Origin of the sequence: Hafnia psychrotolerans, assembly GCF_014639435.1 — a bacterium.
GTDB classification, from domain to species: domain Bacteria; phylum Pseudomonadota; class Gammaproteobacteria; order Enterobacterales; family Enterobacteriaceae; genus Ewingella; species Ewingella psychrotolerans.
In genome coordinates, this window is sequence record NZ_BMFZ01000013.1 from 40,214 (window position 1) to 66,332 (window position 26,119).

Sequence of the window (26,119 nt, forward strand, 5' to 3'; positions counted from 1 at the left end):
AAAAGCGCATAGAAGGTCGTGATGCGGCTTCGCAGATAGCCTCGGCATCAATGAAATCGTTCTTGTTGCTTTTAACAAAGGGGCGGACAAACTGGGGAGAGATGAGCTTGACCTGATGCCCGAACTGGCTGATGTGGCGGGCCATAAAATGTGCGCCGGCACAGGACTCCATTACAACGGTAGAAGGGGTACAAGTAGAGAGAAAGGCGGTTAACTGGTTGCGAGAAAACTTCTTACGTAGCAATGCATGGCCGTTTTTATCCTGAGCGTGGACATGGAACGAATGCTTGCCGAGATCAATACCGATGAGCGTAACGTTTTGCATGATGATCCCCTTCAGAAAGAAAAACACCCTGCCAGCGTACCGCTCACAGGGTGGGGGTGACCATCTTATTAAGCTCCCGAAGGAGCTTATCAATCTGTGTCTACTAATCTACCGTTACTGTCCCTGAGAATTATTCAGCGTCAGCATTAACCCTTTATGGCGCATGTCGGCAGCCTCTGCGGGTTTATGTAGCTTATCGAGTGCGTCAGCCAGCCATGCATAGTCATAGGCATCAGGGCGTTGTTTAATCGCTTCATGGAAGGCCTCCGAGGCTTGCAACCATTCACCATGCTTCATCAGCAACTGTCCCAGCGTGCTGTTCAACAGCGGCGTAGCGCCATTTTGCTTGATGAGCTGCCGTACTGTTTTCTCCAGTTGTTCAGGATTGCCTGAACGTAGCTTGGGCATCATGGCGATCAGGCGTTCATCGTACTGGCGTTTTAGTCCGTCGAGGATCACTTCCTGCGCCAGATCCTGATCATTACACTCAATCAAATGCGCAGCGATCGCGACTTGCAGGGCTACTTCATGGCGGGTTTTACGGTTCTGGTCCTTCCACCAACGTTTCAGACCCTCACTACCTTCCTCCGCCATCATCTGATTCATCATGCCGATGTACGCTTGTTCTTGCAGCGCACGAAGCTCCTCGTCGTCATGAATACCGGCTTTGGACATAGATGGCAGGATCTCCAGTAATGAGCCGTACGCACCGGTGCGCAAGTAGGCCTGTTCGGCCAGACGCAAGATCTCTGGATGACGCGGAGACTGACCAATCAGTCGGTCAACACCATGGCGCGCGGCATGAACTTCCCCTTGGGCCAACTGAATACGCACACGCGTGATATCCACCGGCATCTGATCGGTATCGGCAATTTCTGCTGCGCGTTCCAGATACTGGTTGGTGCGAATGTTATCGCCACGTTGTTGTGCCGCTTCAGCTGCCAGCAGGTAGTTCACTACCGGTTGTTCGGCGTGGTCAGCATTGCGCGCCAGCAATTTTTCCATCTGACGATGATCGCCTTCTGCCAGTTTCAGCATCGCTGCATGGGTCTGTTTTCGGGCTTTGGAGCTTTTACGACCTGCAAACCAGCCACGGGTGCGCGCACTGGTGCGCAAGACACGGCGTAAAATCCACTCGATGAAGAGCAGCACCAGCATCAGCCCTACAAACATAATCACCAGACCGGTGACGCTGGTTTCGATATTGTAATTATCCGTCTGGATCAGTACATAACCCTGATGCCCTGCTAGCATAGGGCCGACGACAATCCCAACAATAACAATCAGGAATAACACGAAAATTTTTAACATGCGTTATTCCCCCTGAGTAGCGACTGCGGGCTGTTGAAGCAGATTACGCACCCGGGATTGCATGAGTTTCTCCAACATAGGTTGGCTTTTCAACTGATCGGGAACGTCCATCGAAATAGACTGCTGGCTGAGGTTATCAATCTCTGCCAGGAAGGCTTTGGTCGACGGGTCGCTGGTATCGAAATAAGCGCGTACCCATGTCGATACCGACTCGAGAGATTGTTTGTAAATTTCGTCCTGATGACGGGGCACTGCTTGTGCGGCAATCAACAGGCGGGAACGAATATTTTCACGCAGATAGACGTCCTGATTGGGTGCCAGCAAAGGCTCTGCGCTGCTATCACGGCGACGGACAGTGATGAAATCTGACATAAAGTTATGCCAGCTTTTGGTCAGGTTTTGCCGCCATTCCGCGAGTGATCCCGACAAACTGGTACTATCGTCATCCATGGGGGCTTCATCGCTGTCATTGTCAGCCAGACGCAGGTTATCGACTTGATTAGAGAGCTGATTCACTTTAAGGATGATGCCGTCGAAATCGACCTGCGTCACGGCAGAGAGGCTGGCAACGTCTTCATTGAGCGCGCGGCGTACATCAATCAGGCTCGGGTCATTCATGTCAGCGAGGCTGGCATCGGCACTTTTCAACAGCGCAGCGGCAGTGGTGACATCCTGATCGCTCCACAGTTTACGTCCAGCCAATTTCACCAGGAAATCAGCCTGAGCCAGCATCCAGGTTTTGGCATCGCTGCCGGAAATACTGGCAACTTTGTCCTGTAATTCATTCAACTGGCGACTAAACGAAGCCTGCTGGCGCTCAGTGGCCTGTTGTGATTTATCTTGCTCACCGAGCAGGGTGGCAATGTGTTGTTTATCCTGCTGCTGGCTTTTCTGCAAGGCGATAAGTTGGTCTTGTAGCTCATCGACAGCGGCCGTTTGCCCCAGCGCTTGCTGGTGCCCGTGATAATAAAGACCAGCACCCAGTGCTATCACCAGCACAATCGCAATCGCCCCGAGAACCGGAGCAGTGCGCTGTTTTTTACGCAAGGTGTTCAACTGGTCTTGTTGCTGCTTGTCACGGGAGGCAACGTCTGGCTGTTGGGTGCTCTCAACCGCAGGGGTTATCACATCATCCTTGGCGGAAGGATTTTTTTGTTCCGTCATTTTGGCACATCCCTTAGTCAGGTTATTTTAATGCGCGGATCAGCGCATCATTATCTGCGTTCTCAGCAACACGGATGTCGCTCCAGCCTAATTGGCGGGCGAGTGTGGCTAAGCGTTCACTGACCACTACAAGGCTACAATCCAGTAGCCAGCTATTACGGTAGTATTCAGGAACTAACGCATAAAGCAGTTGTAACATTTCGCCGCTGGTGACGACTAGCGTCGAAATGCCAGCACGCTGCCAACTTGAGCTTTGCTCACTGCCGTCATAGAGAATCGGGCTGCGCTGGTAGCATTCACAATATATGACCTCAACGCCACGTTGGCGAAGTGTTTCGGCCAGCAGTTCCCGGCCACCATTGCCGCGTAGGATCAGCGCTTTTCGGCCTGTAATATTTTGTAATTCAGGCAGTTGTAGCAAAGTTTCGCTAGTTTCACCATCGTGTGGGTAGACCACAGGAAGGCGACTCATGCGATGAAACAACAGGCCCGTAGTGCGACCTATCGCGTAGTAATGTACGTTTGCAGGCCAGCTCTGGTGTGATTGCTGCAACGCCCGATCAGCATATTTCACGGCGTGCTGAGAAAGAATAAATACCAGATCCTGCTGACTTAATGAGGATAGCAGGTTCGGCAAGACTGCGAGTCCGTTGCCGGGTGCAAAATCAATCAACGGAGAGTGATAGGCAACCCGGCCAAGCGTGCGCAAGCGGCTGACAAGCTGCTCTCCAAAAGGGGAAGGTCGGGTTACCAATATGGTCATCGTGGTAGATTTCCCTGATACACCTCATGTAAGATCTCACGTGCGCCATTAGCCAACAACTCTTCGGCCAAATCAACGCCCAGACTTTCAGCATCAGCGGTATTACCGCGACGCTCACCGCGCACCATCTGGCTACCATCCGGTGCGCCAACCAGTGCGCGTAACCAGATTTTATCGCCATCCACCTCAGCATAGCTGCCAATTGGCACCTGACAACCCCCTTCAAGTCGCATATTCATCGCTCGTTCTGCTAATACGCGCAGCGTGGTTTCACGGTGAGCCAAAGGAGCAAGCAATTCGCGGGTGCGATGATCGTCAAGGCGGCACTCAATGCCGACCGCACCTTGGCCAACAGCGGGTAGACACTCTTCAGGCGACAGCGCAACGCGGATTCGGTCTTGCAGACCCAGACGTTTCAAACCGGCAACGGCCAAAATAATGGCATCATAATCACCGTTGTCGAGTTTGCCGAGACGGGTCCCGACGTTGCCGCGTAAATCGCGGATCACCAGGTCGGGGCGCTGTTCACGCAACTGGCACTGTCGACGTAAGCTTGAGGTGCCTACGATGCTGCCAGCAGGCAGGGCGGCGAGATTGGCAAAATAGTTCGAAACGAAGGCATCACGCGGATCATCGCGTTCACAAATCGTCACCAGACCCAATCCTTCAGGGAATTCCACCGGAATATCTTTCATTGAGTGCACGGCGATGTCCGCGCGACCGTCTTGCATCGCCAATTCGAGTTCTTTAACGAACAAACCTTTGCCACCGACTTTTGCCAGCGGGGTATCCAAAATGATGTCACCCCGTGTGACCATTGGCACCAGTTCAACGCGTAAACCGGGGTGAAGCGCCATGAGCTGGGTTTGAACATATTGTGCCTGCCATAAAGCCAGAGGGCTCTGTCGGGTCGCAATACGAATAGTTTTATCTAACATTCCGGGTACCATTTTTACTGATTCATCGACCATCCTACCACCGACATAGGAAATCTGTCAGCGTAAGAAGCCATAGTCAAAGGCGGGAAATAGGCGCAAAAGGAATGGATTACCTCCACGCTCAGTTCGTGATCGGGAAGTAAAATGTAAAGTTGCGGAAGGATAATAGTGGTGCGTTACTTCCTTTACGGTCAATCAGCAAGGTGTTAAATTGATCACGTTTCCAGCATTTAACCGTCAACTAACTTTCTTTTATACGATAAATGACGGTTTTGGAACGGGGTTTTTTCTAAACACTGTAAAATCAGGCGAACAGTCTTGTACCTCTACATCGAGACACTGAAGCAGAGATTGGATGCGATAAACCAGTTACGCGTGGATCGCGCCTTAGCGGCTATGGGACCGGCTTTCCAACAGGTCTACAGTCTTCTGCCAGTTTTACTACATCACCATCACCCTCTGATGCCCGGATACCTTGACGGTAAGGTTCCACACGGCGTCTGCATCTTCACGCCTGATGATATCCAAACCACCTACCTCACTGACCTTGAAGATAAATGGGGCAGCGCTGTAGACGTGATGGCGAAAGGCGAACTGCCAATCACCGGCGTCTACTCAATGGGCAGCACCTCATCGATTGGTCAGAGCAACACCTCAGATCTCGATATTTGGGTCTGTCATCAGTCGTGGCTCGACAACGAAGAGCGCAATCGCTTACAGCAAAAATGCAGCTTGTTGGAAAAATGGGCCGCGTCACTGGGCGTTGAAGTCAGCTTCTTTCTGATTGATGAAAACCGCTTCCGGCATAATGAAAGTGGTAGCCTTGGTGGTGAAGACTGTGGTTCGACACAGCACATTCTTTTACTTGATGAATTTTACCGGACCGCCGTGCGTCTGGCGGGGAAACGTATTCTGTGGAATATGGTGCCAGGTGAAGAAGAGGGGCATTACGACGAATATGTGCTTTCGCTTTACGCCCAGGGCGCATTGACGCCCAATGAGTGGCTGGATCTGGGCGGGCTTGATACGCTGTCGGCGGAAGAATATTTCGGTGCCAGTTTATGGCAACTGTATAAAAGTATCGACTCGCCCTACAAAGCAGTGCTCAAAACCTTACTATTAGAAACCTATTCCTGGGAATATCCGAATACATCACTGTTAGCGATGGACATCAAAAAACGTTTGCATCAGGGCGAAATTGTCTGCTTTGGTCTGGACTCTTACTGCATGATGCTTGATCGCGTGACGCGTTATCTGACCCAGGTAGAAGACACCACTCGCCTTGATCTTGTCCGCCGATGCTTCTATCTGAAAGTGTGTGAAAAGCTCTCCCGTTCCAGTGCCTCAGTCGGCTGGCGTCGTGAAATCCTCAGCCAACTGGTCAGCGAATGGGGCTGGAGTGATGAGCGTTTGGCGATTCTGGATAACCGCGCCAACTGGAAAATCGAGCGGGTGCGCGAAGCGCATAACGAACTGCTTGATGCCATGATGCAGAGTTACCGCAATTTGATCCGTTTCGCCCGTCGCAACAATTTAAGCGTCAGTGCCAGCCCGCAGGATATCGGCGTGCTGACCCGTAAATTGTACGCCGCATTTGAAGCGCTGCCGGGCAAAGTCACGCTGGTGAATCCACAGATTTCTCCCGACCTGTCAGAGAGCGACTTAACCTTTATTCATGTGCCGATTGGTCGTGCCAACCGGACCGGCTGGTATCTGTATAACCGGTCACCGTCGATGGAGTCCATCGTCAGTCATCAGCCGCTGGAATATAACCGCTACCTGAACAAGCTGGTAGCCTGGGCCTATTTTAATGGCTTACTGACTGCCACCACGCGGTTACATATTAAAAGCGGCAACTTGTGTGATATCGCCAAACTGCGCGAACTGGTGGCGGATGTTTCGCATCATTTCTCGTTGCGGCTGGCGGCACCAACACCCAAGGCGCTCTATAGCCCGTGTGAAATTCGCCATCTGGCGATCATTGTTAACCTGGAACACGACCCGACCGCCGCTTTCCGCAATCAAGTGGTACATTTCGATTTCCGCAAGCTGGATGTGTTCAGCTTTGGCCAGCAACAGCAATGCCTGGTAGGCAGCATTGATTTGCTGTACCGCAATTCGTGGAATGAAGTGCGAACTTTGCATTTCAGCGGGGAGCAGGCGGTGCTGGAAGCGCTAAAAACCATTCTGGGCAAGATGCATCAGGATGCTGCGCCACCGGAATCGGTGGAAGTATTCTGCTACAGCCAGCACTTACGTGGCCTGATCCGTACGCGTATTCAACAGTTGGTATCTGAGTGCATCGAGTTGCGTCTGTCGAGCAAACGTCTTGAGCCGGGCCGCTTTAAAGCGGTGCGCGTCGCCGGGCAAACCTGGGGATTATTCTTCGAGCGTCTGAGTGTTTCCGTGCAAAAGCTGGAAAACGCGATCGAATTTTACGGCGCTATTTCTAACAACAAGTTGCACGGTTTATCGGTCAAAGTGCAAACCGGTCAGGCGCATTTACCGGCGGTAATTGACGGCTACGCCAGCGAAGGGATTATTCAATTCTTCTTCGAGGAGAGCAGTGATGATGTCGGTTTCAACATCTATATCCTTGATGAAGCCAATCGCGTTGAGGTTTACCACCACTGCGAAGGCAGCAAAGAAGATCTGGTGCGCGACGTCAGCCGTTTCTACTCATCTTCACATGACCGTTTTACCTATGGCTCAAGCTTTATCAATTTCAATCTGCCGCAGTTTTACCAGATTGTGTCACTCGATGGTCGTACCCAAGTGATCCCTTTTCGCAATAATCCGCTGGCGCATCTTTGTGTCACCGCGTCTGAAAGCACAGCAGAAGAGCCAAAGCGTTTCCAACTGCATTAAACCGAGATTTCTCTCCTTTGAATCTCTAAACTACGCGGTCTGAGATTACCGATTCCTATTGCTTTTCATGATCCACCTGCGATTATAGAGAGCTTGGTAGCACGAATTACAGGCATTCATAAAATGAAAAACGTTTTACTCTGGTCTTTGGCCGCAATGGTAATCTTTACTCTTTCTGGTTGTGGATTGAAAGGACCACTCTATTTCCCGCCGGCTGACAAATCATCGACACAAAAAAATAGCCAGTCACAAGGTGTCGCAGGCGATGGTTCATCTCAGCAAAACGGTGTGTCACCCGAGAAACTAGGTACCCACTCAAGAAGTTAATTGAGTGACCAGATTGCGCTTTCTGCAGGTTTTCTGCAGGAATAGACAATAATGTAAAGGATCATCGCGACTGGATCTGACCAGCGGTAAGCGGAGCAAAATATGCAGTTCTCCAAAATGCACGGCTTGGGCAACGACTTTATGGTCGTCGATGCCGTCACCCAAAATGTTTATTTCTCTCCTGAGTTGATCCGCCGTCTGTCTGACCGTAACCGTGGTGTAGGTTTTGACCAGTTACTGGTTGTAGAACCGCCTTACGATCCTGAACTCGATTTTCACTACCGCATTTTCAACGCTGACGGCAGTGAAGTCGCTCAGTGTGGCAACGGCGCTCGCTGCTTTGCCCGCTTTGTCCGTATTAAAGGCTTAACCAATAAACGTGAGATCCGCGTGAGTACGCAAACCGGTCGCATGATATTGAATGTCACCGAAGACGAAATGGTGCAGGTGAATATGGGAGAGCCGGTGTTCGACCCGCAGTTAGTGCCTTTCCGTGCCGCAAAACCAGAAAAGACCTACATCCTGCGTGCCGAAGATCACACGATATTTTGCGGTGTAGTCTCGATGGGTAACCCTCACTGCGTATTGCAGGTCGAGGATGTTGCCACTGCCAGCGTGGAATTACTGGGTCCGATGCTGGAAAGTCACGAGCGCTTTCCTGAACGCGTCAACGTTGGTTTCATGCAGGTCGTGGATCGTGAAACGGTGAAACTGCGTGTTTACGAACGGGGTGCCGGTGAAACCCAGGCGTGCGGAAGCGGTGCCTGCGCGGCTGTTGCAGTCGGGATCCAACAGGGTTTACTTGCTGAAGATGTTCTGGTGGAATTGCCGGGAGGCAACCTCGAGATCCTCTGGAAAGGACCCGGTCATCCACTCTATATGACTGGCCCTGCCACCCACGTATACGACGGATTTATTCATCTATGAACAATCTTGACGATCAATTGGACGCGGCGGTTGCCATCGCGCTGGACGATGACAGCGTGTTGCAATATCTGCTGCAGAATCCAGACTTCTTCATTCGCAATGCGCGCAGCGTTGAACAAATGCATGTGCCGCACCCGGTGAAAGGCAGTATTTCGCTGGTGGAGTGGCAATTAGGCCGCCAGCGTCACCAGATTGGTCAGTTGGAGGAAGAGATCACCTTGCTGATGGAGCAGGCTTCCGTTAATGAAGCTCTCTTTGGGCGTTTGATCGAGTTGCAAGCCACGCTGGCCGCTGCCAGTAGTTTGCAGGACATGCTTAACCGTCTGCAACGCTGGGCGCGCGGTCTTGGGTTGGCGGGGGCGAATGTCCGTCTGTTCAGCGAAAGTTGGCGCATAGGTGCGCCGTCGGACTTTACTCATCTGGCACTCAGCCGCAGTGCATTTGAGTCACTACGCATTCAGCGTCTTGGCGACACTCATCATTTCCTCGGTAGCTTAAATGGCCCCGAGTTGTTGCTGGTATTACCTCAGGCCAAAGCCGTTGGTTCAGTCGCGCTGTCATTGATGGGCGAAAATGGTGAGCTGGGTATGCTGATTTTCAGCAGCCGCGACGCACAACACTATCAGCCGGGGATGGGCACCGTGATGCTCAACCAATTGGCGAAAATGCTGCCCGGTTTATTGGAGCGTTGGATCGAACGGGCATGAGCCGCACTGACTCACCACTGAATCCAGCGGTCGAGGCATTTTTACGTTACCTACGCGTTGAGCGCCAGCTTAGCCCGCTAACCTCCAGCAGCTACCAACGTCAGTTAGACGTGATTATCGGCATGGCCGGTGAAATCGGGATTACTCACTGGGGGCAACTGGATGCGCCAAAGATACGGATGTTACTGTCAAAAAGTAAACGTGCCGGGCAAGGGGAAACCAGTCTTGCTTTACGCATGTCGGCATTACGGAGTTGCCTTGACTGGCAAGTGAGTCAGGGAATGCTCGACGTGAACCCCGCGAAGGGTATCTCCACGCCGCGAATGAATAAACATCTGCCCAAGAATCTTGATGTCGACGAAGTCGACAAACTCCTTGATATCGACCCCAGCGACCCGCTTGCAATACGTGATCGTGCGATGTTGGAAGTGATGTACGGAGCGGGGTTGCGCCTGTCAGAACTGGTCGGCATTGATACTAAACATATCGATATGCTCTCTGGTGAGGTTTGGGTGGTGGGGAAAGGCAGTAAGGAGCGAAGATTGCCTATTGGCCGGACTGCTATTATCTGGCTGGAAAAATGGCTGGCCCACCGACTGAATTATTCCCCGCAAGATGATGCGATGTTTTTATCCAATCAAGGGAAGCGAATCTCCGCGCGTAATGTGCAGAAGCGTTTTGCCGAATGGGGCGTCAAGCAAGGGGTAAACAGCCATATTCATCCGCATAAACTGCGCCACTCTTTTGCCACGCACGTGCTTGAATCAAGCGGTGACCTCCGTGGTGTTCAGGAACTGTTAGGCCACTCCAGCTTGTCGACGACCCAAATTTACACCAGCTTAGACTTTCAGCATTTGGCGTCGGTGTACGATGCCGCGCATCCACGGGCTAAACGAGGAAAATCCTAATGAAGTTCTATCGACCGCTGAAACGCATTGAAGCGATCTCCTTCGATTTAGACGACACGCTGTACGAAAACTATGAAGTGATCCGGCGTACTGATACTGAAACACTGAAGTTTATTCAGGGTTTTCATCCGGCACTGGCGAACATAGAGGGAGACGCTATCCGTCTTATGCGCGCAGAATTACTGACGCAGGATGCGGAGATTTACCACGACGTCACCGAATGGCGTCGTCAGGCGGTACTGCTGGCGATGACCCGTGCAGGTCTGAGTGATGATGATGCGAAGCAGGGCACGAAAGCGGTGATGGAAACCTTCGCCTACTGGCGCAGCAAAATTTATGTGCCACAGGAAAATCACGATGCGCTGGCCGTCTTGGCCGAACGCTGGCCGTTGGTGGCAATCACCAACGGCAATGCCGATCCGCACGCCTGCGGTCTGGCGCAATATTTCCAGTTTACCTTACGTGCTGGCGATCATGGTCGGGCAAAGCCTTATGCTGACATGTATAAAAAGACGTCGATGAAGCTGGATATTCCTCTGGAAAACATCCTGCATGTGGGCGACGATCTTACGACCGATGTCGCGGGTTCCGTGGCCTGCGGGATGCAGGCATGCTGGATCAATCTGCGCGAGGGCAATCTTATGCACATCCGCGATACCCGTCTGTTGCCGCATATTGAGATTTCGCAGTTGGCATCGCTGACAGCATTGCTATAATCCTCGTCATTCTCTGTATAAATTCACAGTAGAAAAGTGTCCGTTGGGCACTTTTCTCTTCCAGACCAACGGTGCCTATGGACGTTTCTGACCTGCTCGACAGCCTGAATGAAAAACAACGTGAAGCCGTGGCCGCGCCACGCAGCAATCTGTTGGTGTTGGCAGGAGCAGGCAGTGGCAAAACCCGCGTCCTGGTCCACCGTATTGCCTGGCTGCTGTCGGTAGAAAATTGCTCGCCGTACTCCATCATGGCGGTGACATTTACCAACAAAGCGGCGGCGGAAATGCGTCATCGTATTGACCATCTGATTGGTAGCACCCAGGGCGGTATGTGGATCGGCACTTTCCACGGTCTTGCGCACCGCCTGCTGCGCGCCCATCACCTTGACGCAAAACTGCCACAGGACTTTCAGATCCTCGACAGCGATGACCAACTACGTCTCCTTAAGCGTATCGTTAAAGCGCTGAATATCGACGACAAACAGTGGCCGCCGCGTCAGGCGATGTGGTACGTCAACGCAAAAAAAGACGAAGGTCTTCGTCCGCAACACATTGAAACCTATAACAACCCGGTGGAAGCCACTTGGTTGCGCATCTATCAAGCTTATCAGGAAGCCTGCGACCGTGCGGGGTTGGTGGATTTTGCCGAGTTATTGCTGCGCGCCCACGAACTCTGGCTGAACAAGCCGCATATTTTGCAGCATTACCGCGACCGCTTTACCAATCTGATGGTGGACGAGTTTCAGGACACCAACAGCATCCAGTACGCGTGGATCCGTCTGCTGGCGGGCAACAATAATAATGTGATGATCGTTGGCGATGATGACCAGTCGATCTACGGCTGGCGCGGTGCACAGGTCGAAAACATTCAGCGCTTCCTGAAAGACTTTCCCAATGCGCACACCATTCGTCTGGAGCAGAACTACCGCTCCACCAGCACCATTCTGACCGCCGCCAACGCGCTAATCGCCAATAACAGCGGCCGTATGGGGAAAAACCTCTGGACCGAAGGAGTTGAAGGCGAACCGATTTCGCTCTATTGCGCTTTCAATGAACTCGATGAATCGCGTTTTGTGGTCAACCGCATCAAAGCCTGGCAGGACAACGGCGGCGCACTGAAAGATTGTGCGATTTTATACCGTAGCAACGCCCAGTCACGTGTGCTGGAAGAAGCATTATTACAGATGGCCATGCCGTACCGTATTTACGGCGGGCAGCGCTTCTTCGAACGTCAGGAAATTAGAGATGCACTGGCTTACCTGCGCCTGATGGCCAACCGCAATGACGATGCCGCTTTCGAGCGTGTGGTGAATACGCCGACGCGCGGCATTGGCGATCGCACCCTCGACGTCGTGCGCCAGACGGCCCGTGACCGGCAAATGACCATGTGGCAGGCCACGCGTGCGTTGTTGCAGGATAAAGCTCTGGCGGGCCGCGCAGCATCGTCATTGCAACGATTTTGCGAACTGGTGGATGCTCTGGCACACGAAACTGCCGATCTGTCGCTGCACGTTCAGACTGACCGGGTAATTAAAGACTCCGGCCTGTTCATGATGTATGAACAGGAGAAAGGCGAGAAAGGGCAGGCGCGAATCGAAAACCTTGAGGAATTGGTGACGGCGACGCGCCAGTTCAGCTACCAAGATGAAGACCAGGATCTGATGCCGCTACAGGCCTTCCTGTCCCATGCCGCGCTGGAAGCCGGCGAAGGGCAGGCGGATGCCAATCAGGATGCGGCCCAGTTGATGACGTTGCACTCAGCTAAAGGGCTGGAGTTTCCGCAGGTGTTTATTGTTGGTATGGAAGAGGGCATGTTCCCGAGCCAGATGTCACTCGACGAAGGCGGGCGTTTGGAAGAAGAACGCCGTCTGGCTTATGTTGGCGTGACGCGTGCGATGCAAAAGCTGACCCTGACCTACGCTGAAACCCGCCGTCTGTACGGCAAAGAGGTTTATCACAAGCCTTCACGCTTTGTCGGTGAATTACCGGAGAACTGTGTCGAAGAAGTTCGCCTTCGCGCCAGCGTGTCACGACCAGTCAGCCATAAACGCATGGGCACGCCGATGAGTACCAGCGACACCGGGTTCACCCTCGGCCAGCGCGTGGTGCACCCGAAATTTGGCGAAGGCACCATCGTGAATATGGAAGGCAGCGGCGAGCATAGTCGTCTGCAAGTGGCTTTCCCCGGTGAGGGGATCAAGTGGTTGGTTGCCGCCTACGCCCGTCTGGAAGCTGCAAGCTAGCTTACTGGCGATCCTGAGTCCGGGCAGTGCTCGACATCCTCATGGACTACGTGTCCATTCCGGTGTCTCCGCGCTGGTCGAACTCAGCCTCGCTGTGCCGCTGACGCCTGACGCTTGTCAGGATTTTAGTCAGGCGGCGAAAGCATCACCCACATCTGCCTTCGCATACCATTCCAGCGTTACTTTTACGCGTTCGTCGCCTTCTGGCGGAGTACCGGGCAGATAATCCTGTTCGGTAACGGGCTGGTAGGCGCCGCGTTTCACTTCAAATATCACGCCACCTTCGTCGAGCGATAACACGCTGTGCCAGGTATTGGCGGGGATCTCCAGCAAGCGGGTTTCTGCGCCCAACCACAGGCGGTCAGTGACGTTGCCTTCAGCATCATAAATCAGTACCAGAAAACGTCCGCGTAGCGCGGTGAGCATCTCCCAGGTGTGCGGATGGCGATGGACGCGCACGTAAGTGCCAGGTTCCATGGCAATCGCCAGACGCTGCACGCCATCTTCCGGAGCCGGATGAATATTGAGGTTCTGACGAAGGCGAGGGGAGTTGGCGGCCTGGGTTATCAGTTCGCACATCATGTCTTGGTTAATCTGTTTAATCATCGGAGTTCCTGTGCGGCACACGCCGGAAAAGGGCATAATCGAGGCCGTCGAGTGTAGCCAAAAAACCTGCGGTATATAAGTCCGTGGAGGTTATCGCGATAGTCTTAGTATTATGCATAAATGTTGCGAGATTACTTTTGTTGATAGTTGACACTGTTTTTCTTCTCGGCGTAACATGCGCGCACTAATATCAATGAGGATCTTCGCCTTGGACACACCCAGTAGATACTGGCTCGATAACCTGTTCTTCAGGTACCACTTCTAAGGCTATCCTCATTGCTGATGGCCTTAGTGGTTGTCAGCGATCCCCGTTCTGTCGCTGTGAGTCAGATCTGAATTTGGTCTAAACATGCCGGTGACACTTTTTCACCTTGTGTTTTCCTGTGCTTCAACGCGTTGTCCATACCTGTCACCTTTGGGAGAACGGGCACATGCTGAGTGCTTTTAAATTAGATAACAGCCGCTTATCCCGTTTGGAGCTGGACGAGTCTGAAGCCGAAACTGACGAGCTGAAAACGTCGTTATGGGTCGACTTGATTGAGCCAGATGAACAGGAACGTGAGCGTGTTCAATGTGAGTTAGGCCAGAGCCTGGCAACACGTCCGGAATTGGATGATATCGAAGCGTCGGCCCGTTTCTTTGAAGACGAAGATGGCCTGCACATTCACTCCTTTTTCTATTATGAAGATGCGGAAGACCACGCGGGAAACAGTACCGTAGCCTTTACCATCCGCGAAGGCCGGCTGTATACACTGCGTGAGCGCGAACTACCGGCGTTTCGTCTCTACCGTATGCGTGCCAGAAACCAGACGCTGGTGGATGGAAACGCTTATGAACTCCTGCTGGATCTGTTCGAAACCAAAATCGAACAGTTGGCAGATGAAATCGAAAATATCTACAGCGATCTGGAAAAACTTAGCCGTGTGATCATGGAAGGTCAGCAGGGCGATGAATATGACGCAGCGTTATCTACGCTGGCGGAGCTGGAAGATGTTGGCTGGAAAGTGCGTCTGTGTTTGATGGATACCCAGCGCGCGCTGAACTTTTTGGTGCGCAAGGCCCGTTTACCTGGCAGCCAGCTTGAACAGGCGCGTGAAGTGTTGCGCGATATCGAGTCGCTGTTGCCACATAACGAATCACTGTTTCAGAAGGTCAACTTCCTGATGCAGGCGGCAATGGGTTTCATTAATATCGAACAGAACCGCATCATCAAGATCTTCTCGGTTGTTTCCGTGGTGTTTCTGCCGCCAACACTGGTGGCATCTAGTTACGGCATGAACTTCAAGTTTATGCCTGAGCTGGATCTCACCTTTGGTTACCCGGCTGCGATTGGCCTGATGATCCTGGCCGGTCTGGCACCTTATCTGTACTTCAAACGCAAGAATTGGCTTTAAGCCTTAATCCTGCTGACATGGGAGTGTACCTATGCCAGCAGGTTCTTCGCGCCTGATTTCCCTGCGCTGTTCAAACTATGTTAAAAATATGCCTCCGCTTGCTCTGATGCAGAATTAAATCATGTTGATGGAAAGGATTGCTTCCGGGAGTCAGTGGTCGTTGCTGGTTATCGCCTCGCTGATCCTCGGTTTTCTCTTTCAGGCATTCCACGTACCAGCCGCTTTGCTGCTGGGGCCGATGATCGTCGGTGTCCTGATGGGATTACTGGGCGCGACTGTGCGTATCGCACCGGTTTTCTTCAAAATTGCGCAGGGTATTCTCGGCTGCATGATTGCCCAGAGTTTATCGCCCTCTATCTTGCCCCCTTTGCTGAATGACTGGCCGATGGTCCTGCTGGTACTGGTCGCTACACTCTTGGCAAGCGGCCTATCCGGTTGGCTGCTGGTGAAATTCAGTAGCCTACCTGGGCCAACCGGCGCGTGGGGTTCCTCCCCCGGAGGTGCCAGCGCGATGGTGGCGATGGCTGGAGACTTCGGAGCCGATGTGCGTCTGGTGGCATTCATGCAGTATCTACGGGTGTTGTTTGTGGCAACGGCGGCGGCATTTGTCGCGCGTATAACCCTCGGCGATAGCGCTTCGGCTGCTGCTGTGATTTGGTTCCCTCCCGTTGACTGGCGCTTTGCCGCCACGCTGCTGCTGGCACTGGCAGGCGTCTGGCTGGGACCCCGACTGCGTATTCCCTCCGGTGCATTACTATTGCCGGCTGTTGTCGGTGCGGTACTTCACTCGACTGAAACCATGACGTTACAGGTACCTGAGTGGCTATTGGCGATGGCTTATACCCTGATTGGCTGGAGCGTGGGATTAAGATTCACCCGACCCATTTTCAGGCTGGCATTGCAGACGCTACCGCAGATGGTGGCGTCAATTATCGGACTGATGCTGATTTGCGGTGGGATGGCGTGGGTCCTCACACAGGTGCTGCATGTCGATATGCTGACGGCCTATCTGGCGACCAGCCCGGGCGGGCTGGATACGGTAGCGATCATCGCGGCAGGCAGTAATGTCAATTTAGGGTTCGTGATGGCAATGCAGACGTTGCGTCTGCTGACCATCATTGTGACCGGTCCGGCCATGGCGAAGTTTATTTCACGCAGTGCCAAACCGTCGTCCTCAATGCCTTAGGCGGTGTTGGGTATAAAGCGCGTCAGTGACGAAGCAGATCAAACCCGCCCAGATAAACCCGAAAGTAACGAGCTGCGATATGTTGACTTTCTCACCGTAGAACACCGCCAGAATAAACATCAGCGTTGGGGCAAGATATTGGAAAAAGCCTAAGGTGGAGAGTTTGAGACGCGCCGTTGCTGCGGTAAAAAACAGCAGCGGGATCGTCGTAACGATTCCGGCTGCCATGAGTAGCAGATTCAGCGACCATGGATTGGCTGGCAGATGACTGGTGACGGTATCGGCGATGAAAAACAAATAGATGGCCGCTACCGGCAACAGCCACAGCGTTTCAATAAGCATGCCCGTTTGGGCCTCTACGCCGATGCGTTTACGCAACAATCCATATAGCGCAAAACTCAGCGACAGCCCCAGGGCAATCATCGGTACCGAACCAAACATCCACACCTGATAACCGACACCGATAAACGCCAGTATCACGGCAATCCACTGCATCCGTCGGAAACGCTCGCCTAAAAACACCATTCCCAACAGTACGTTAACCAGCGGGTTGATGAAGTAGCCAAGGCTGGCTTCCAACAGATGACTATTGTTGATGGCCCAGATATATAACAGCCAGTTACCGGCGATCACTGTGGCCGTCAACAATAACAGAACCACCTTCTTCGGCACTTTCAGCACCTGACGCACATCGCCCCAACGGCGGCTAACTGACAGTAAAATCAGCATAAAGAAGAACGACCAGATTACCCTGTGAGTAAGGATTTCCCCTGCGGGAACCTGCTTGATCAACTTAAAATATACCGGGGCGATACCCCAGATAAGATAGGCGATGAAAGCAAAAATAATGCCTTGTCGAGTGCGTTGTTCGTCCATGTTGAGCTGACCTGATGAAAATTAAGAAAGCGAGTGTAACCGATACTTACCGCGATGGATTTGCTTTCTCATTATTCAGCCCACCAGATAAGTGGCATTCGCCGTAGCAATATGTACACCACTGTCATTGTGTAGATCGACCCGCGCGACGGACACTTTATTTCCCGCACGGATCAGTTGGCTGGTGACAGTAAATACCTCGCCACGCCCTGGGCGCAGATAGTCAACACGGAGATCGATGGTACCCATTTTCGCCAGACGCTGGCGCATTTCCGCTTCCAGCAAGGGATGATCAGGCTTATCGCGACGGATCAACGAACTGGTGACGCATACCAGACCGGCTGCGACATCCAGTACGGCAGCGATCACGCCGCCGTGGAGGATCTTCTGTGCGGCATTACCGACCAGGCGGTCCTGATGAGTAAATAGTAGCTCGGCGTGGTCTGCCTCAAGGCGTTTAAGTTCAAGACCCAGTTCGCGGTTGAACGGCATATCGTAAACGAAAATATCGCCGATTAGCTGGCGCGCGGCATCGTGGCTCATGGGAGTGGCAGACATGACAGACTTCCTGAAGTGCGGACCTAAATGTTAATGGAATGTAGATTTTAGGCCGTTGGTGTATTGATTTCCAGAGTGACAATGATAAATCTAATCAATACGCAGTGAGCGTGCTATTTGTGTGTAAAATAGCCTGCTTTTTCTGGGTTCTCAAAATCTAATAACATCTCAGCCGCGCAGTCGGCAATTGACTATTTTGGTGGAGGAATAATGCGTAAAAATTGGACTGTTGGGGCTGCTTTACTGGCTATGCCGGCGCTGGGCCATGCGGCTGAGGCAACCATTCAGGATATACATGATAAGCCAGTGGTACGTGGTAGCGTGATCGCCAGTTTGCTGCAAGAGCACGATAACCCGTTTACCTTATATCCTTATGATACTAACTATCTGGTTTATAGTGACACGAGCGGCATAAATAAAAAAGCTATTAAATCATATGATTGGGCTGATAACGCCCGGCATGATGAAGTCGAATTCCAGCTCAGCCTGGGCTTCCCGATCTGGCGCGGAATTGCCGGTGATAACTCATTGCTGGGCGCATCTTACACGCAGAAATCCTTCTGGCAGCTCTCTAACCGTGCGGAATCTTCGCCGTTTCGTGAAACGAATTATGAGCCGCAAATCTTCATAGCCTGGGCGACGGATTACCAGTTGATGGGCTGGACCCTGCGTGAGGCAGAATACGGTTTCAACCATGACTCTAATGGCCGGTCTGACCCCACGTCCCGGAGCTGGAATCGTGTTTATGCCCGCTTTATGGCACAAAATGGTAACTGGCAGGTGGATCTGAAACCCTGGTATCGCATTCCTGAAAGTGACAAAAATGATGATAACCCTGATATCACCAAGTACATGGGTTACTACCGTCTGAAAGTCGGTTATGCGTTGGGCGAAAGTGTTATCAGCGTTGAGAGCCGGTACAACTGGAATACCGGTTATGGCGGCGCGGACATTGGCGTCAGCTACCCGATCACCAAGCACATGCGTTTCTACACCAAAGTGTTCAGCGGCTACGGCGAGTCATTGATTGACTATAACTACAAGCAGACTCGCGTGGGTGTTGGTATCATGCTCAACGATATAATGTGATATACCCTTCATACTTCACGTTGCAGATGTATTGGCCGCGCGCAATCACCCGAATCACTTACATGAGTAAGCTCAACGGGTTCTTTCGTTGGTCACCTTTCTGCAACGGGAATGACTTCGGGTATATCATGAGTACAGTCCCAACGGCTTTCAGGTCGTTGGGCGGTTTGAACAGTTGGGGAATTGAGTGTCTACGGCGGCAGTGATAAATAGAGAAGAGCTGGCACAGCAGGTATTACGCGATACCTTCGGTTATCAGCAATTCCGACCGGGTCAGCAAACCATCATCAATACGGCCATCTCCGGGCGAGACTGCCTGGTAGTGATGCCTACGGGTGGCGGTAAGTCGTTGTGTTACCAAATCCCCGCTCTGGTGATGGATGGCCTGACGTTGGTCGTATCGCCGTTGATCTCACTGATGAAAGATCAGGTTGATCAACTTATGGCCGCAGGTGTCGAAGCTGGCTGCCTCAACTCGACCCAAAACCGCGAGCAGCAACAGGAAGTCATGGCGGGTTGTCGCAGCGGGCGCATCAAAATGCTCTACATTGCCCCAGAACGCCTGATGATGGGCGACTTCCTCGAACAATTGCAACAGTGGAATCCGGCCATGCTGGCCGTGGATGAAGCTCACTGTATTTCCCAATGGGGCCATGATTTCCGCCCGGAATACCGTGCCCTCGGTCAGTTGAAACTACGCTATCCTCACTTGCCGGTCATTGCGCTGACTGCCACGGCTGACGAAGCGACCCGCAACGACATCGTGCGTCTGCTCGAGCTTAACGATCCGCTGATTCAGGTGAGTAGTTTCGATCGCCCCAATATCCGTTACACACTGGTGGAAAAGTTTAAACCCCTCGATCAGTTGATTCGTTTCGTGCAGGACCAGCGCGGAAAAAGTGGCATTATTTACTGTAACAGCCGTGCCAAAGTCGAGGATACCGCCGCGCGTTTGCAAAGTCGTGGTATGAGCGTCGGCGCGTATCATGCCGGTTTGGACAACACTACCCGCGCCAGCGTGCAGGAAGGTTTTCAGCGCGATGATCTACAAATCGTGGTCGCTACAGTGGCGTTCGGCATGGGGATCAATAAGCCCAACGTGCGCTTCGTGGTCCACTTTGATATTCCGCGCACCATCGAGTCCTATTACCAGGAAACCGGGCGTGCAGGACGTGATGGCTTACCCGCCGAAGCGGTGCTGCTGTATGACCCGGCTGATATGGCTTGGCTGCGCCGCTGCCTGGAAGAAAAACCCCCAGGCGCCCAACAGAACGTGGAACGCCACAAGCTGAATGCCATGAATGCTTTTGCCGAAGCGCAAACCTGCCGCCGTCTGGTGCTGCTCAACTATTTTGGCGAAGGTAAACAGAATGCCTGCGGTAACTGCGACGTATGCCTTGATCCGCCAAAACGTTACGACGGTCTGCTTGATGCTCAAAAGGCGCTATCCGTAGTAGCGCGCGTGGGGCAGCGCTTTGGTCTGGGTTATGTCGTGGAAGTGTTGCGTGGTGCTAACAATCAGCGCATCCGCGAATATGGGCATGACAAGCTGTCGGTATATGGTATCGGTAAAGAACAAAGTAATGAGCACTGGACCAGTGTGGTGCGCCAACTGATTCATCTTGGTATGATTATGCAGAATATTGCCATGCACTCTGCGCTGCAACTGACCGAAGCAGCACGCCCAGTACTGCGCGGTGAAACGCCCCTTCAACTGGCGGTACCACGCATTCAGACTCTGAAGATTAAGAGCAGCGCCAGTCAGAAAACGTACGGTGGCAATTACGATCGCAAACTGTTTGCCAAACTGCGCAAGCTGCGTAAATCGTTGGCCGATGACAACAACGTCCCGCCTTATGTTGTGTTCAACGACACGACACTGCTGGAAATGGCTGAGCATTTACCAATAAGCCCGAGCGATTTGTTGGATATCACCGGCGTTGGCCAGCGTAAACTCGAGAAGTTTGGTCGTCCGTTTATGGCGATGATACGAGACCATATCGATAATGGCGACGACTAATACCTGTCATCCTTCGAGCCGCCTGGATGCAGCTCGAGTGATTTAGGATATTGGATTGCATGACTCTTCCCCACAAAAAAATGAGTGTGACCTATGTTAATTCTATTTCTGACCGTTGCATTGATGCATATGATCGCGCTGGTAAGTCCCGGTCCTGATTTCTTCTTTGTCTCGCAAACGGCGGCCAGTCGCTCGCGTAAAGATGCGATGATGGGGGTGGTGGGCATTACGCTGGGCGTGGCCGTCTGGGCGGCAGTGGCGCTGATGGGATTACATCTGATTTTGCAAAAGATGGCCTGGCTGCACCAGATTATTACCGTCGGCGGTGGCTTGTATCTGTGCTGGATGGGCTGGCAACTGCTGAAATCAGCGCGGGCCAAAAAATTGGCTGGTGATACCGATGAAGTGGAAAGCCCCATCGATCTGCCTGCCCGTGGCCGCACTTTTATGCGCGGTCTTCTGACCAATCTTTCCAACCCGAAAGCGGTGATTTACTTCGGCAGCGTGTTCTCATTGTTTGTCGGTGACAATGTCAGTGGCGGGGAGCGCGGTGGCTTGTTTATTTTGATCGTAGCGGAAACCTTTGTCTGGTTCTCGGTTGTGGCGATGGTCTTTGCATTGCCTGCGATGCGTCGTGGTTACCAGCGTTTGGCAAAATGGATTGATGGCGTAGCGGGCGTGGTGTTTACCGGTTTTGGTATCGCGTTGATTGTGAATCGCTGATTGGTACGTTGTGCGCATTCAAAAGGGCCCGCATGTCGGACCCTTTTGCATTTTTTAGATTTAAACCTTTCTGGCGCTCGCCAGCAACACGCCGACCAGCATAAACAGTGAGCCAAAAATTCGGTTCAACAGTTGCATCTGTTTTGGTGCTTTGACCCAACCGGCAATGCGCGTCGCCAGTGTCGCATAGCCAATCATCACGATAATATCGACCACCACGGTGGTGACGCCAAGCACCATATACTGCGCGGCCTGGGGTTGGTGCGGAATAATAAACTGCGGGAACAGTGCGGCTAAAAACACAATGCTCTTCGGATTGGTTAGATTGACCAGAATCGCCCGTTTGAACAGGCGACGTCGTGGCATACTGCTGGCTAGCGCGCTGAGATCAATCGCACCGGCGGCGCGCCACTGACAGATACCCAGCCAGATTAAGTAAGCCGCACCCAGCCATTTCAGCACTTCGAAGGCCATCAGGGATTGCGAAATCAGCGCACCAAGGCCGATACCAACCAGTACGATGTGAATAGCCAGGCCGAGTTGTAAGCCAGCAATTGAGGCCACCGTGCCGCGATAACCATGACTGATACCCACGCTCATGGTATTGATGGCACCGGAACCCGGTGAAAGGCTTAAAATCGAAGTGGTAAGCAGATAGGTTAACCACCAATCCAATGTCATCGCGTTACTCCCTGAAACGGTCATTTTATGGCACAATACGCTATTGTTTATGTTTGTGCTACGGCTCACAAAAAACTTACTTCACACTCCTGTAACAGGTTTTCGGAACCCCTGAATGTCATCAAACTTTGCAACGTGGTTAACGCGAGAGAAAGAGTTTTCTGCCTTTGCAACCGGGCCATTGCTGGATTTTTGGCGTCAGCGTGAAGAGAACCATTTTGCCGGAGTGGATGGTGTTGATATTCACTATGTCCGCTTCACGGCCGCTCAAAACGACAGTGTCATTCTGGTGTCACCGGGCCGTATTGAAAGTTATGTCAAATATCCGGAACTGGCTTACGACCTCTTTCACTGTGGCTACGATGTGATCATTGTGGATCACCGTGGACAAGGGCGTTCCGGCCGCATGCTGGAGGATCCGCATCGCGGCCATGTTCAGCATTTTGACGATTATGTTGAGGATTTACACCGCCTCTACCAGCTTGAAATTGCCCCACGAAGTTACAGCAAAAAATTCCTGCTGGCCCATTCGATGGGCGGGGCGATTGGTGCGTTGTTGCTGGCAAAATATCCCCAGACGTTTGACGCAGCAGCCTTTTGCGCACCGATGACCGGCATCTATTTACGTATACCCAGCTGGATCTCACGGCGAATACTCAATTGGGCGGAAAATCGCCCGCCGCGTCGCGACGGCTACGCCCTGGGAACCGGCCACTGGCATCCACTGCCCTTTTTGGTGAATGGCCTGACACACAGCCGCGAACGCTATCGCCGCAACATGCGTTTTTATGCCGATTACCCAGAATTACAGGTTGGTGGGCCGACCTACCACTGGGTTCGGGAAAGTATTGAAGCGGGGATGCATATTCTGCAACAGGCCGAAAACATCACTACACCGTTACTATTATTACAGGCAAGCGAAGATCGGGTAGTTGATAACTCGTCACAGCTTGCTTTTTGTCAGGCGATGGCCGTTGCCGGACACCCTTGTGAAGGGGGGAAACCGCTGGTCATCGAAGGCGCGCGCCATGAGATCCTGTTTGAGCGGGACGACCTGAGGGCAAAGGCGCTCGATGCCATCATGCGCTTTTTTGCGCGGCATTAACTCGCGGCGGACTGCCGCGCACAACTCCATCAGAGGTTAGAACCTACCGCTATGTATCATGTTGTTGCTTCCGATTTAGATGGCACCTTGCTGTCGCCCGATCATTCCCTGAGCCCGTATGCCAAAGAGACGCTGAAGATGCTGACTCAACGTGGTGTACACTTCGTCTTTGCCACAGGTCGACATCACATCGACGTGGCACAAATTCGCGACAATCTGGAAATCAGCGCGTTTATGATAACGTCCAACGGCGCACGAGTGCATAACACGGAAGGCGAGCTGATCTTCTCCCATAACGTAGATGCAGACATTGCCCGTGACCTGTTTGGTATCATGCATAACAATCCGAACATTCTGACTAACGTTTACCGTAACGATGACTGGTATATGAACCGCGATCGTGACGACCAGGAGCAGTTTTTCCGCGAATCCGTATTCAAACACAAACTTTATGAGCCGGGATTGCTGGAAACTGACGGCATTTGTAAAGTCTACTTCACCGCTGACACCCATGAAGAGTTGATACCGCTGGAAGATGCGATTAATGCCCGCTGGGGTGACCGCGTTAACGTCAGCTTCTCGTTGCCAATCTGCTTGGAAGTGATGGCCGGCGGCGTATCGAAAGGCCACGCGCTGGAACATGTCGCTAAATTAATGGGTTATTCGCTGACGGACTGTATCGCCTTTGGCGATGGTCTGAATGATTTAGAAATGCTGACTATGGCGGGCAAAGGCTGTCTGATGAGCGGCTCATTGCCGCGCTTGAAAGCGGCCATGCCGGACGCTGAAATTATTGGTTCGAACGCTGACGATGCCGTGCCGCACTACCTGCGGAAAATGTATATGTCTGAACGGGATTAAATTCTCGTTACGTTGAACCATAAAACCGCGGGTAAAGTGAAAGCTTTGCCCGCTTTTTTATGTTTTCAGCATAATGGAGAATGCGACTTCATTGTTTACTTATGTTTATATAAACCATTACACTCTTACTCTTGTATTCTATATTTTTCAAAGCGCTAAAATTAAAAAATGAAAAGGTATATATGAACGTTACCTATAAATTATTACTGGGTCTTATTTTTGTTACCGCTCTGGCTGGTTGCGCGCGTACTGCGCCAATACTGACACCCCAAACGACAATCACCACACATAACTCTACCGATCAGGTTAAGTCAGCAATTTTTGAGGCGGGTCTAAAGCGCGGTTGGATTATGACGCCTGCGGGCGCGGGTGTCATAAACGGTCGCATGGCTAGTCGTGGTTATAGTGTCAATATTCGCGTTAACTATAGCGCCAGCGCCTATACGATTAACTATGTTAGCAGCACTAATCTCAGGGCTCGCAGAGGAAGTATCCATCGTAATTACAATCGATGGGTAAATAATCTGGATAATGATATTCAGTTACAGTTAGCGGCAAAAGCATTTAAATAAAAATAAGTTAGGATTAAGCCCGACTGATATTTGGCTTAACTTTTTATTAGGAATGACGATCAGGGATATCGACCCGTGACTGCACACTATAATTACGACAACGATAGCATGAGTGCTTTGGATGCAATTACTGAGGCGCAAAAAATTGCATTTGCTCCGATGTTATTTCAGGCTGCACTAAATTTGCGTGACTCTGGGATTTTAGCGTTGCTCGATAATTGCCGAGAGAAAGGCATTACGTTACAAGAGATTATTCTTGGTTGTGATCTGGATGATTATGCCGTTGGTGTTTTGCTAGACATGGGAATGAGTGGCCACATTCTCTATCAAATTGATGGGCGCTATTTCATGGGCAAAATTGGCCATTACTTGCTTCACGACACCATGACGCGCATCAATATGGATTTTACACAAGACGTCTGTTATCAGGGACTGTTCCACTTGAAAGAGTCCCTACAGCAGGGTAAACCTGCGGGGTTACAAGTCTTTGGTGCATGGTCGACGATCTATCCGGCATTAAGCCATTTACCTGAGCAGGCAAAAAAAAGCTGGTTTGCCTTCGATCATTTTTACTCAGATGGGGCATTTAACGCTGCGTTACCGCACGTGTTTGGCCTCCAGCCAGCTAAAATTTATGATGTGGGCGGTAATACGGGCAAGTGGGCATTACGTTGCTGCCAGCACGATGAGCAGGTTGAAGTCACGATTATCGATCTTCCTCAGCAGATCGCCATCGCCCAAGAGAACGTAGCCAGCCATGGATTATCTGAACGTATTTTCGTTCATGCTGCAGACATGCTTTCTGACGCCAAATTGCCCAATGATGCCGATATTTGGTGGATGAGCCAGTTTCTTGATTGTTTCTCTGAAGTTCAAATTATTGCCATCTTGCAGAAAATCGCGGCAGAAATGAAACCGGATGCGCGGGTATGTATCATGGAGCTCTTCTGGGATTGTCAGGCTTACGAAGCCGGCGCTTTTAGCCTAAATGCTTCATCTCTCTATTTTACCTGTATGGCAAATGGCAACAGTCGATTTTACAGTGCGGAAAATTTCCTGAGTTATTTGCATAAATCTGGTTTTTACGTTGAGAAACAAATAAGTAACCTTGGGCTTGGGCATACCTTGCTGATTTGTAAAAAACGCTGATGCATTTTTGATGCAGGCCGCAGAATGGCGGTAAACCAGGGAATATGGTAGATAATGGGCAAATATTTTCGTTATCGATATTTAACCCTGATTTTTGCTCAT

The 26,119-nt window shown here is 51.8% G+C and carries 25 protein-coding genes; 16 read left to right on the plus strand and 9 right to left on the minus strand.

Annotation, left to right across the window (positions count from 1 at the left end; translation table 11 throughout):
* The 5 genes from IEV89_RS19210 to hemC all read right to left on the minus strand — a co-directional run.
* A partial coding sequence (locus tag IEV89_RS19210; protein ID WP_188475124.1) for an IS110 family transposase occupies nucleotides 1-325 on the minus strand: 325 nt, incomplete at its 3' end.
* A 114-nt stretch (nucleotides 326-439) separates the two neighbouring features.
* Entirely contained in the window at nucleotides 440-1,636 is a 1,197-nt protein-coding gene (gene hemY / locus IEV89_RS19215) for a protoheme IX biogenesis protein HemY (protein WP_188475125.1), read from the minus strand.
* Nucleotides 1,637-1,639: 3 nt separating this feature from the next.
* On the minus strand, nucleotides 1,640-2,800 hold the full coding sequence (gene hemX / locus IEV89_RS19220) for a uroporphyrinogen-III C-methyltransferase (RefSeq protein ID WP_188475126.1): 1,161 nt from the start codon (nucleotides 2,798-2,800) through the stop codon (nucleotides 1,640-1,642).
* 22 nt (nucleotides 2,801-2,822) lie between these two features.
* Nucleotides 2,823-3,563 (minus strand): uroporphyrinogen-III synthase, encoded by a 741-nt coding sequence (hemD, locus tag IEV89_RS19225; RefSeq protein WP_188475127.1) that lies wholly within the window; start codon nucleotides 3,561-3,563, stop codon nucleotides 2,823-2,825.
* Nucleotides 3,560-4,501, minus strand: coding sequence for a hydroxymethylbilane synthase (gene hemC, locus IEV89_RS19230; RefSeq protein WP_188475128.1), 942 nt, complete (start codon nucleotides 4,499-4,501; stop codon nucleotides 3,560-3,562). Before hemC ends, hemD begins: the two co-directional genes overlap by 4 nt.
* A gap of 318 nt (nucleotides 4,502-4,819) precedes the next feature.
* Between hemC and IEV89_RS19235 the strand changes: the two genes are divergently transcribed.
* The 7 genes from IEV89_RS19235 to uvrD all read left to right on the plus strand — a co-directional run bounded on the left by IEV89_RS19235 (nucleotide 4,820) and on the right by uvrD (nucleotide 13,197).
* Nucleotides 4,820-7,369 (plus strand): class I adenylate cyclase, encoded by a 2,550-nt coding sequence (locus IEV89_RS19235; protein ID WP_188475129.1) that lies wholly within the window; start codon nucleotides 4,820-4,822, stop codon nucleotides 7,367-7,369.
* Between the two features lie 123 nt (nucleotides 7,370-7,492).
* The gene (lptM, locus tag IEV89_RS19240; protein WP_188475130.1) at nucleotides 7,493-7,696 is read left to right on the plus strand and encodes an LPS translocon maturation chaperone LptM; all 204 of its coding nucleotides are present in this window, start codon (nucleotides 7,493-7,495) and stop codon (nucleotides 7,694-7,696) included.
* Between the two features lie 102 nt (nucleotides 7,697-7,798).
* Nucleotides 7,799-8,623: a diaminopimelate epimerase gene (gene dapF / locus IEV89_RS19245; protein ID WP_188475131.1), complete on the plus strand. Its 825-nt coding sequence runs from the start codon at nucleotides 7,799-7,801 to the stop codon at nucleotides 8,621-8,623.
* Nucleotides 8,620-9,330 (plus strand): DUF484 domain-containing protein, encoded by a 711-nt coding sequence (locus IEV89_RS19250; RefSeq protein WP_188475132.1) that lies wholly within the window; start codon nucleotides 8,620-8,622, stop codon nucleotides 9,328-9,330. The genes dapF and IEV89_RS19250 overlap by 4 nt, the downstream gene beginning before the upstream one ends.
* Nucleotides 9,327-10,238: a tyrosine recombinase XerC gene (locus IEV89_RS19255; protein ID WP_188475133.1), complete on the plus strand. Its 912-nt coding sequence runs from the start codon at nucleotides 9,327-9,329 to the stop codon at nucleotides 10,236-10,238. The genes IEV89_RS19250 and IEV89_RS19255 overlap by 4 nt, the downstream gene beginning before the upstream one ends.
* Nucleotides 10,238-10,954 carry a 5-amino-6-(5-phospho-D-ribitylamino)uracil phosphatase YigB gene (gene yigB / locus IEV89_RS19260; RefSeq protein WP_188475134.1) on the plus strand — a complete coding sequence of 239 codons (717 nt, stop codon included), beginning with the start codon at nucleotides 10,238-10,240 and terminating at the stop codon, nucleotides 10,952-10,954. The genes IEV89_RS19255 and yigB overlap by 1 nt, the downstream gene beginning before the upstream one ends.
* Nucleotides 10,955-11,031: 77 nt before the next feature.
* Complete coding sequence (gene uvrD / locus IEV89_RS19265; RefSeq protein WP_188475135.1) at nucleotides 11,032-13,197, plus strand: DNA helicase II; 2,166 nt, start codon at nucleotides 11,032-11,034, stop codon at nucleotides 13,195-13,197.
* Nucleotides 13,198-13,326: 129 nt separating this feature from the next.
* On the opposite strand, the gene IEV89_RS19270 is transcribed toward uvrD, so the two are convergent.
* The gene (locus tag IEV89_RS19270; RefSeq protein ID WP_188475136.1) at nucleotides 13,327-13,803 is read right to left on the minus strand and encodes a WbuC family cupin fold metalloprotein; all 477 of its coding nucleotides are present in this window, start codon (nucleotides 13,801-13,803) and stop codon (nucleotides 13,327-13,329) included.
* A gap of 431 nt (nucleotides 13,804-14,234) precedes the next feature.
* On the opposite strand from IEV89_RS19270, the gene corA reads away from it, so the two are divergent.
* Together corA and IEV89_RS19280 are read left to right on the plus strand one after the other, a co-directional pair.
* The gene (corA, locus tag IEV89_RS19275) at nucleotides 14,235-15,197 is read left to right on the plus strand and encodes a magnesium/cobalt transporter CorA (RefSeq protein WP_188475137.1); all 963 of its coding nucleotides are present in this window, start codon (nucleotides 14,235-14,237) and stop codon (nucleotides 15,195-15,197) included.
* A 121-nt stretch (nucleotides 15,198-15,318) separates the two neighbouring features.
* Nucleotides 15,319-16,383 (plus strand): AbrB family transcriptional regulator, encoded by a 1,065-nt coding sequence (locus IEV89_RS19280; protein ID WP_373283421.1) that lies wholly within the window; start codon nucleotides 15,319-15,321, stop codon nucleotides 16,381-16,383.
* On the opposite strand, the gene rarD is transcribed toward IEV89_RS19280, so the two are convergent.
* Nucleotides 16,372-17,259, minus strand: a complete 888-nt coding sequence (gene rarD / locus IEV89_RS19285; RefSeq protein WP_188475138.1) for an EamA family transporter RarD — start codon at nucleotides 17,257-17,259, stop codon at nucleotides 16,372-16,374. The genes IEV89_RS19280 and rarD overlap by 12 nt on opposite strands.
* Before the next feature lie 75 nt (nucleotides 17,260-17,334).
* A complete protein-coding gene (locus IEV89_RS19290) occupies nucleotides 17,335-17,817 on the minus strand; it encodes a thioesterase family protein (protein WP_188475139.1) in 483 nt (160 codons plus the stop codon).
* Nucleotides 17,818-18,027: 210 nt separating this feature from the next.
* Between IEV89_RS19290 and pldA the strand changes: the two genes are divergently transcribed.
* The 3 genes from pldA to rhtC all read left to right on the plus strand — a co-directional run bounded on the left by pldA (nucleotide 18,028) and on the right by rhtC (nucleotide 21,649).
* On the plus strand, nucleotides 18,028-18,906 hold the full coding sequence (gene pldA / locus IEV89_RS19295) for a phospholipase A (protein WP_188475140.1): 879 nt from the start codon (nucleotides 18,028-18,030) through the stop codon (nucleotides 18,904-18,906).
* A gap of 187 nt (nucleotides 18,907-19,093) precedes the next feature.
* Entirely contained in the window at nucleotides 19,094-20,926 is a 1,833-nt protein-coding gene (gene recQ, locus IEV89_RS19300) for an ATP-dependent DNA helicase RecQ (RefSeq protein ID WP_188475141.1), read from the plus strand.
* A gap of 93 nt (nucleotides 20,927-21,019) precedes the next feature.
* Entirely contained in the window at nucleotides 21,020-21,649 is a 630-nt protein-coding gene (rhtC, locus tag IEV89_RS19305; protein WP_188475142.1) for a threonine export protein RhtC, read from the plus strand.
* A 60-nt stretch (nucleotides 21,650-21,709) separates the two neighbouring features.
* On the opposite strand, the gene rhtB is transcribed toward rhtC, so the two are convergent.
* Complete coding sequence (rhtB, locus tag IEV89_RS19310; protein WP_188475143.1) at nucleotides 21,710-22,330, minus strand: homoserine/homoserine lactone efflux protein; 621 nt, start codon at nucleotides 22,328-22,330, stop codon at nucleotides 21,710-21,712.
* Between the two features lie 115 nt (nucleotides 22,331-22,445).
* Here rhtB and pldB point away from each other — a divergent pair, with 115 nt between their 5' ends.
* The 4 genes from pldB (at nucleotide 22,446) to IEV89_RS19330 (ending at nucleotide 26,017) form a co-directional block, all read left to right on the plus strand.
* The gene (gene pldB, locus IEV89_RS19315; protein WP_188475144.1) at nucleotides 22,446-23,435 is read left to right on the plus strand and encodes a lysophospholipase L2; all 990 of its coding nucleotides are present in this window, start codon (nucleotides 22,446-22,448) and stop codon (nucleotides 23,433-23,435) included.
* 51 nt (nucleotides 23,436-23,486) lie between these two features.
* Complete coding sequence (gene yigL / locus IEV89_RS19320) at nucleotides 23,487-24,296, plus strand: sugar/pyridoxal phosphate phosphatase YigL (RefSeq protein ID WP_188475145.1); 810 nt, start codon at nucleotides 23,487-23,489, stop codon at nucleotides 24,294-24,296.
* Nucleotides 24,297-24,478: 182 nt separating this feature from the next.
* Nucleotides 24,479-24,868 carry a hypothetical protein gene (locus IEV89_RS19325; protein ID WP_188475146.1) on the plus strand — a complete coding sequence of 130 codons (390 nt, stop codon included), beginning with the start codon at nucleotides 24,479-24,481 and terminating at the stop codon, nucleotides 24,866-24,868.
* A 108-nt stretch (nucleotides 24,869-24,976) separates the two neighbouring features.
* Nucleotides 24,977-26,017 (plus strand): methyltransferase, encoded by a 1,041-nt coding sequence (locus tag IEV89_RS19330; RefSeq protein ID WP_188475218.1) that lies wholly within the window; start codon nucleotides 24,977-24,979, stop codon nucleotides 26,015-26,017.
* The last annotated feature ends 102 nt before the right edge of the window (nucleotides 26,018-26,119 follow it).

Coding starts and splice junctions, on each gene's coding strand:
- IEV89_RS19330 (WP_188475218.1), top strand. CDS start 24,977: ATGAGTGCTTTGGATGCAATTACTGAGGCGCAAAAAATTGCATTTGCT.
- rarD (WP_188475138.1), bottom strand. CDS start 17,259: ATGGACGAACAACGCACTCGACAAGGCATTATTTTTGCTTTCATCGCC.
- rhtC (WP_188475142.1), top strand. CDS start 21,020: ATGTTAATTCTATTTCTGACCGTTGCATTGATGCATATGATCGCGCTG.
- lptM (WP_188475130.1), top strand. CDS start 7,493: ATGAAAAACGTTTTACTCTGGTCTTTGGCCGCAATGGTAATCTTTACT.
- rhtB (WP_188475143.1), bottom strand. CDS start 22,330: ATGACATTGGATTGGTGGTTAACCTATCTGCTTACCACTTCGATTTTA.
- hemY (WP_188475125.1), bottom strand. CDS start 1,636: ATGTTAAAAATTTTCGTGTTATTCCTGATTGTTATTGTTGGGATTGTC.
- hemC (WP_188475128.1), bottom strand. CDS start 4,501: ATGTTAGATAAAACTATTCGTATTGCGACCCGACAGAGCCCTCTGGCT.
- IEV89_RS19325 (WP_188475146.1), top strand. CDS start 24,479: ATGAACGTTACCTATAAATTATTACTGGGTCTTATTTTTGTTACCGCT.
- corA (WP_188475137.1), top strand. CDS start 14,235: ATGCTGAGTGCTTTTAAATTAGATAACAGCCGCTTATCCCGTTTGGAG.
- pldB (WP_188475144.1), top strand. CDS start 22,446: ATGTCATCAAACTTTGCAACGTGGTTAACGCGAGAGAAAGAGTTTTCT.
- IEV89_RS19280 (WP_373283421.1), top strand. CDS start 15,319: ATGTTGATGGAAAGGATTGCTTCCGGGAGTCAGTGGTCGTTGCTGGTT.
- hemX (WP_188475126.1), bottom strand. CDS start 2,800: ATGACGGAACAAAAAAATCCTTCCGCCAAGGATGATGTGATAACCCCT.
- IEV89_RS19255 (WP_188475133.1), top strand. CDS start 9,327: ATGAGCCGCACTGACTCACCACTGAATCCAGCGGTCGAGGCATTTTTA.
- IEV89_RS19270 (WP_188475136.1), bottom strand. CDS start 13,803: ATGATTAAACAGATTAACCAAGACATGATGTGCGAACTGATAACCCAG.
- yigL (WP_188475145.1), top strand. CDS start 23,487: ATGTATCATGTTGTTGCTTCCGATTTAGATGGCACCTTGCTGTCGCCC.
- IEV89_RS19250 (WP_188475132.1), top strand. CDS start 8,620: ATGAACAATCTTGACGATCAATTGGACGCGGCGGTTGCCATCGCGCTG.
- uvrD (WP_188475135.1), top strand. CDS start 11,032: ATGGACGTTTCTGACCTGCTCGACAGCCTGAATGAAAAACAACGTGAA.
- IEV89_RS19290 (WP_188475139.1), bottom strand. CDS start 17,817: ATGTCTGCCACTCCCATGAGCCACGATGCCGCGCGCCAGCTAATCGGC.
- yigB (WP_188475134.1), top strand. CDS start 10,238: ATGAAGTTCTATCGACCGCTGAAACGCATTGAAGCGATCTCCTTCGAT.
- hemD (WP_188475127.1), bottom strand. CDS start 3,563: ATGACCATATTGGTAACCCGACCTTCCCCTTTTGGAGAGCAGCTTGTC.
- pldA (WP_188475140.1), top strand. CDS start 18,028: ATGCGTAAAAATTGGACTGTTGGGGCTGCTTTACTGGCTATGCCGGCG.
- dapF (WP_188475131.1), top strand. CDS start 7,799: ATGCAGTTCTCCAAAATGCACGGCTTGGGCAACGACTTTATGGTCGTC.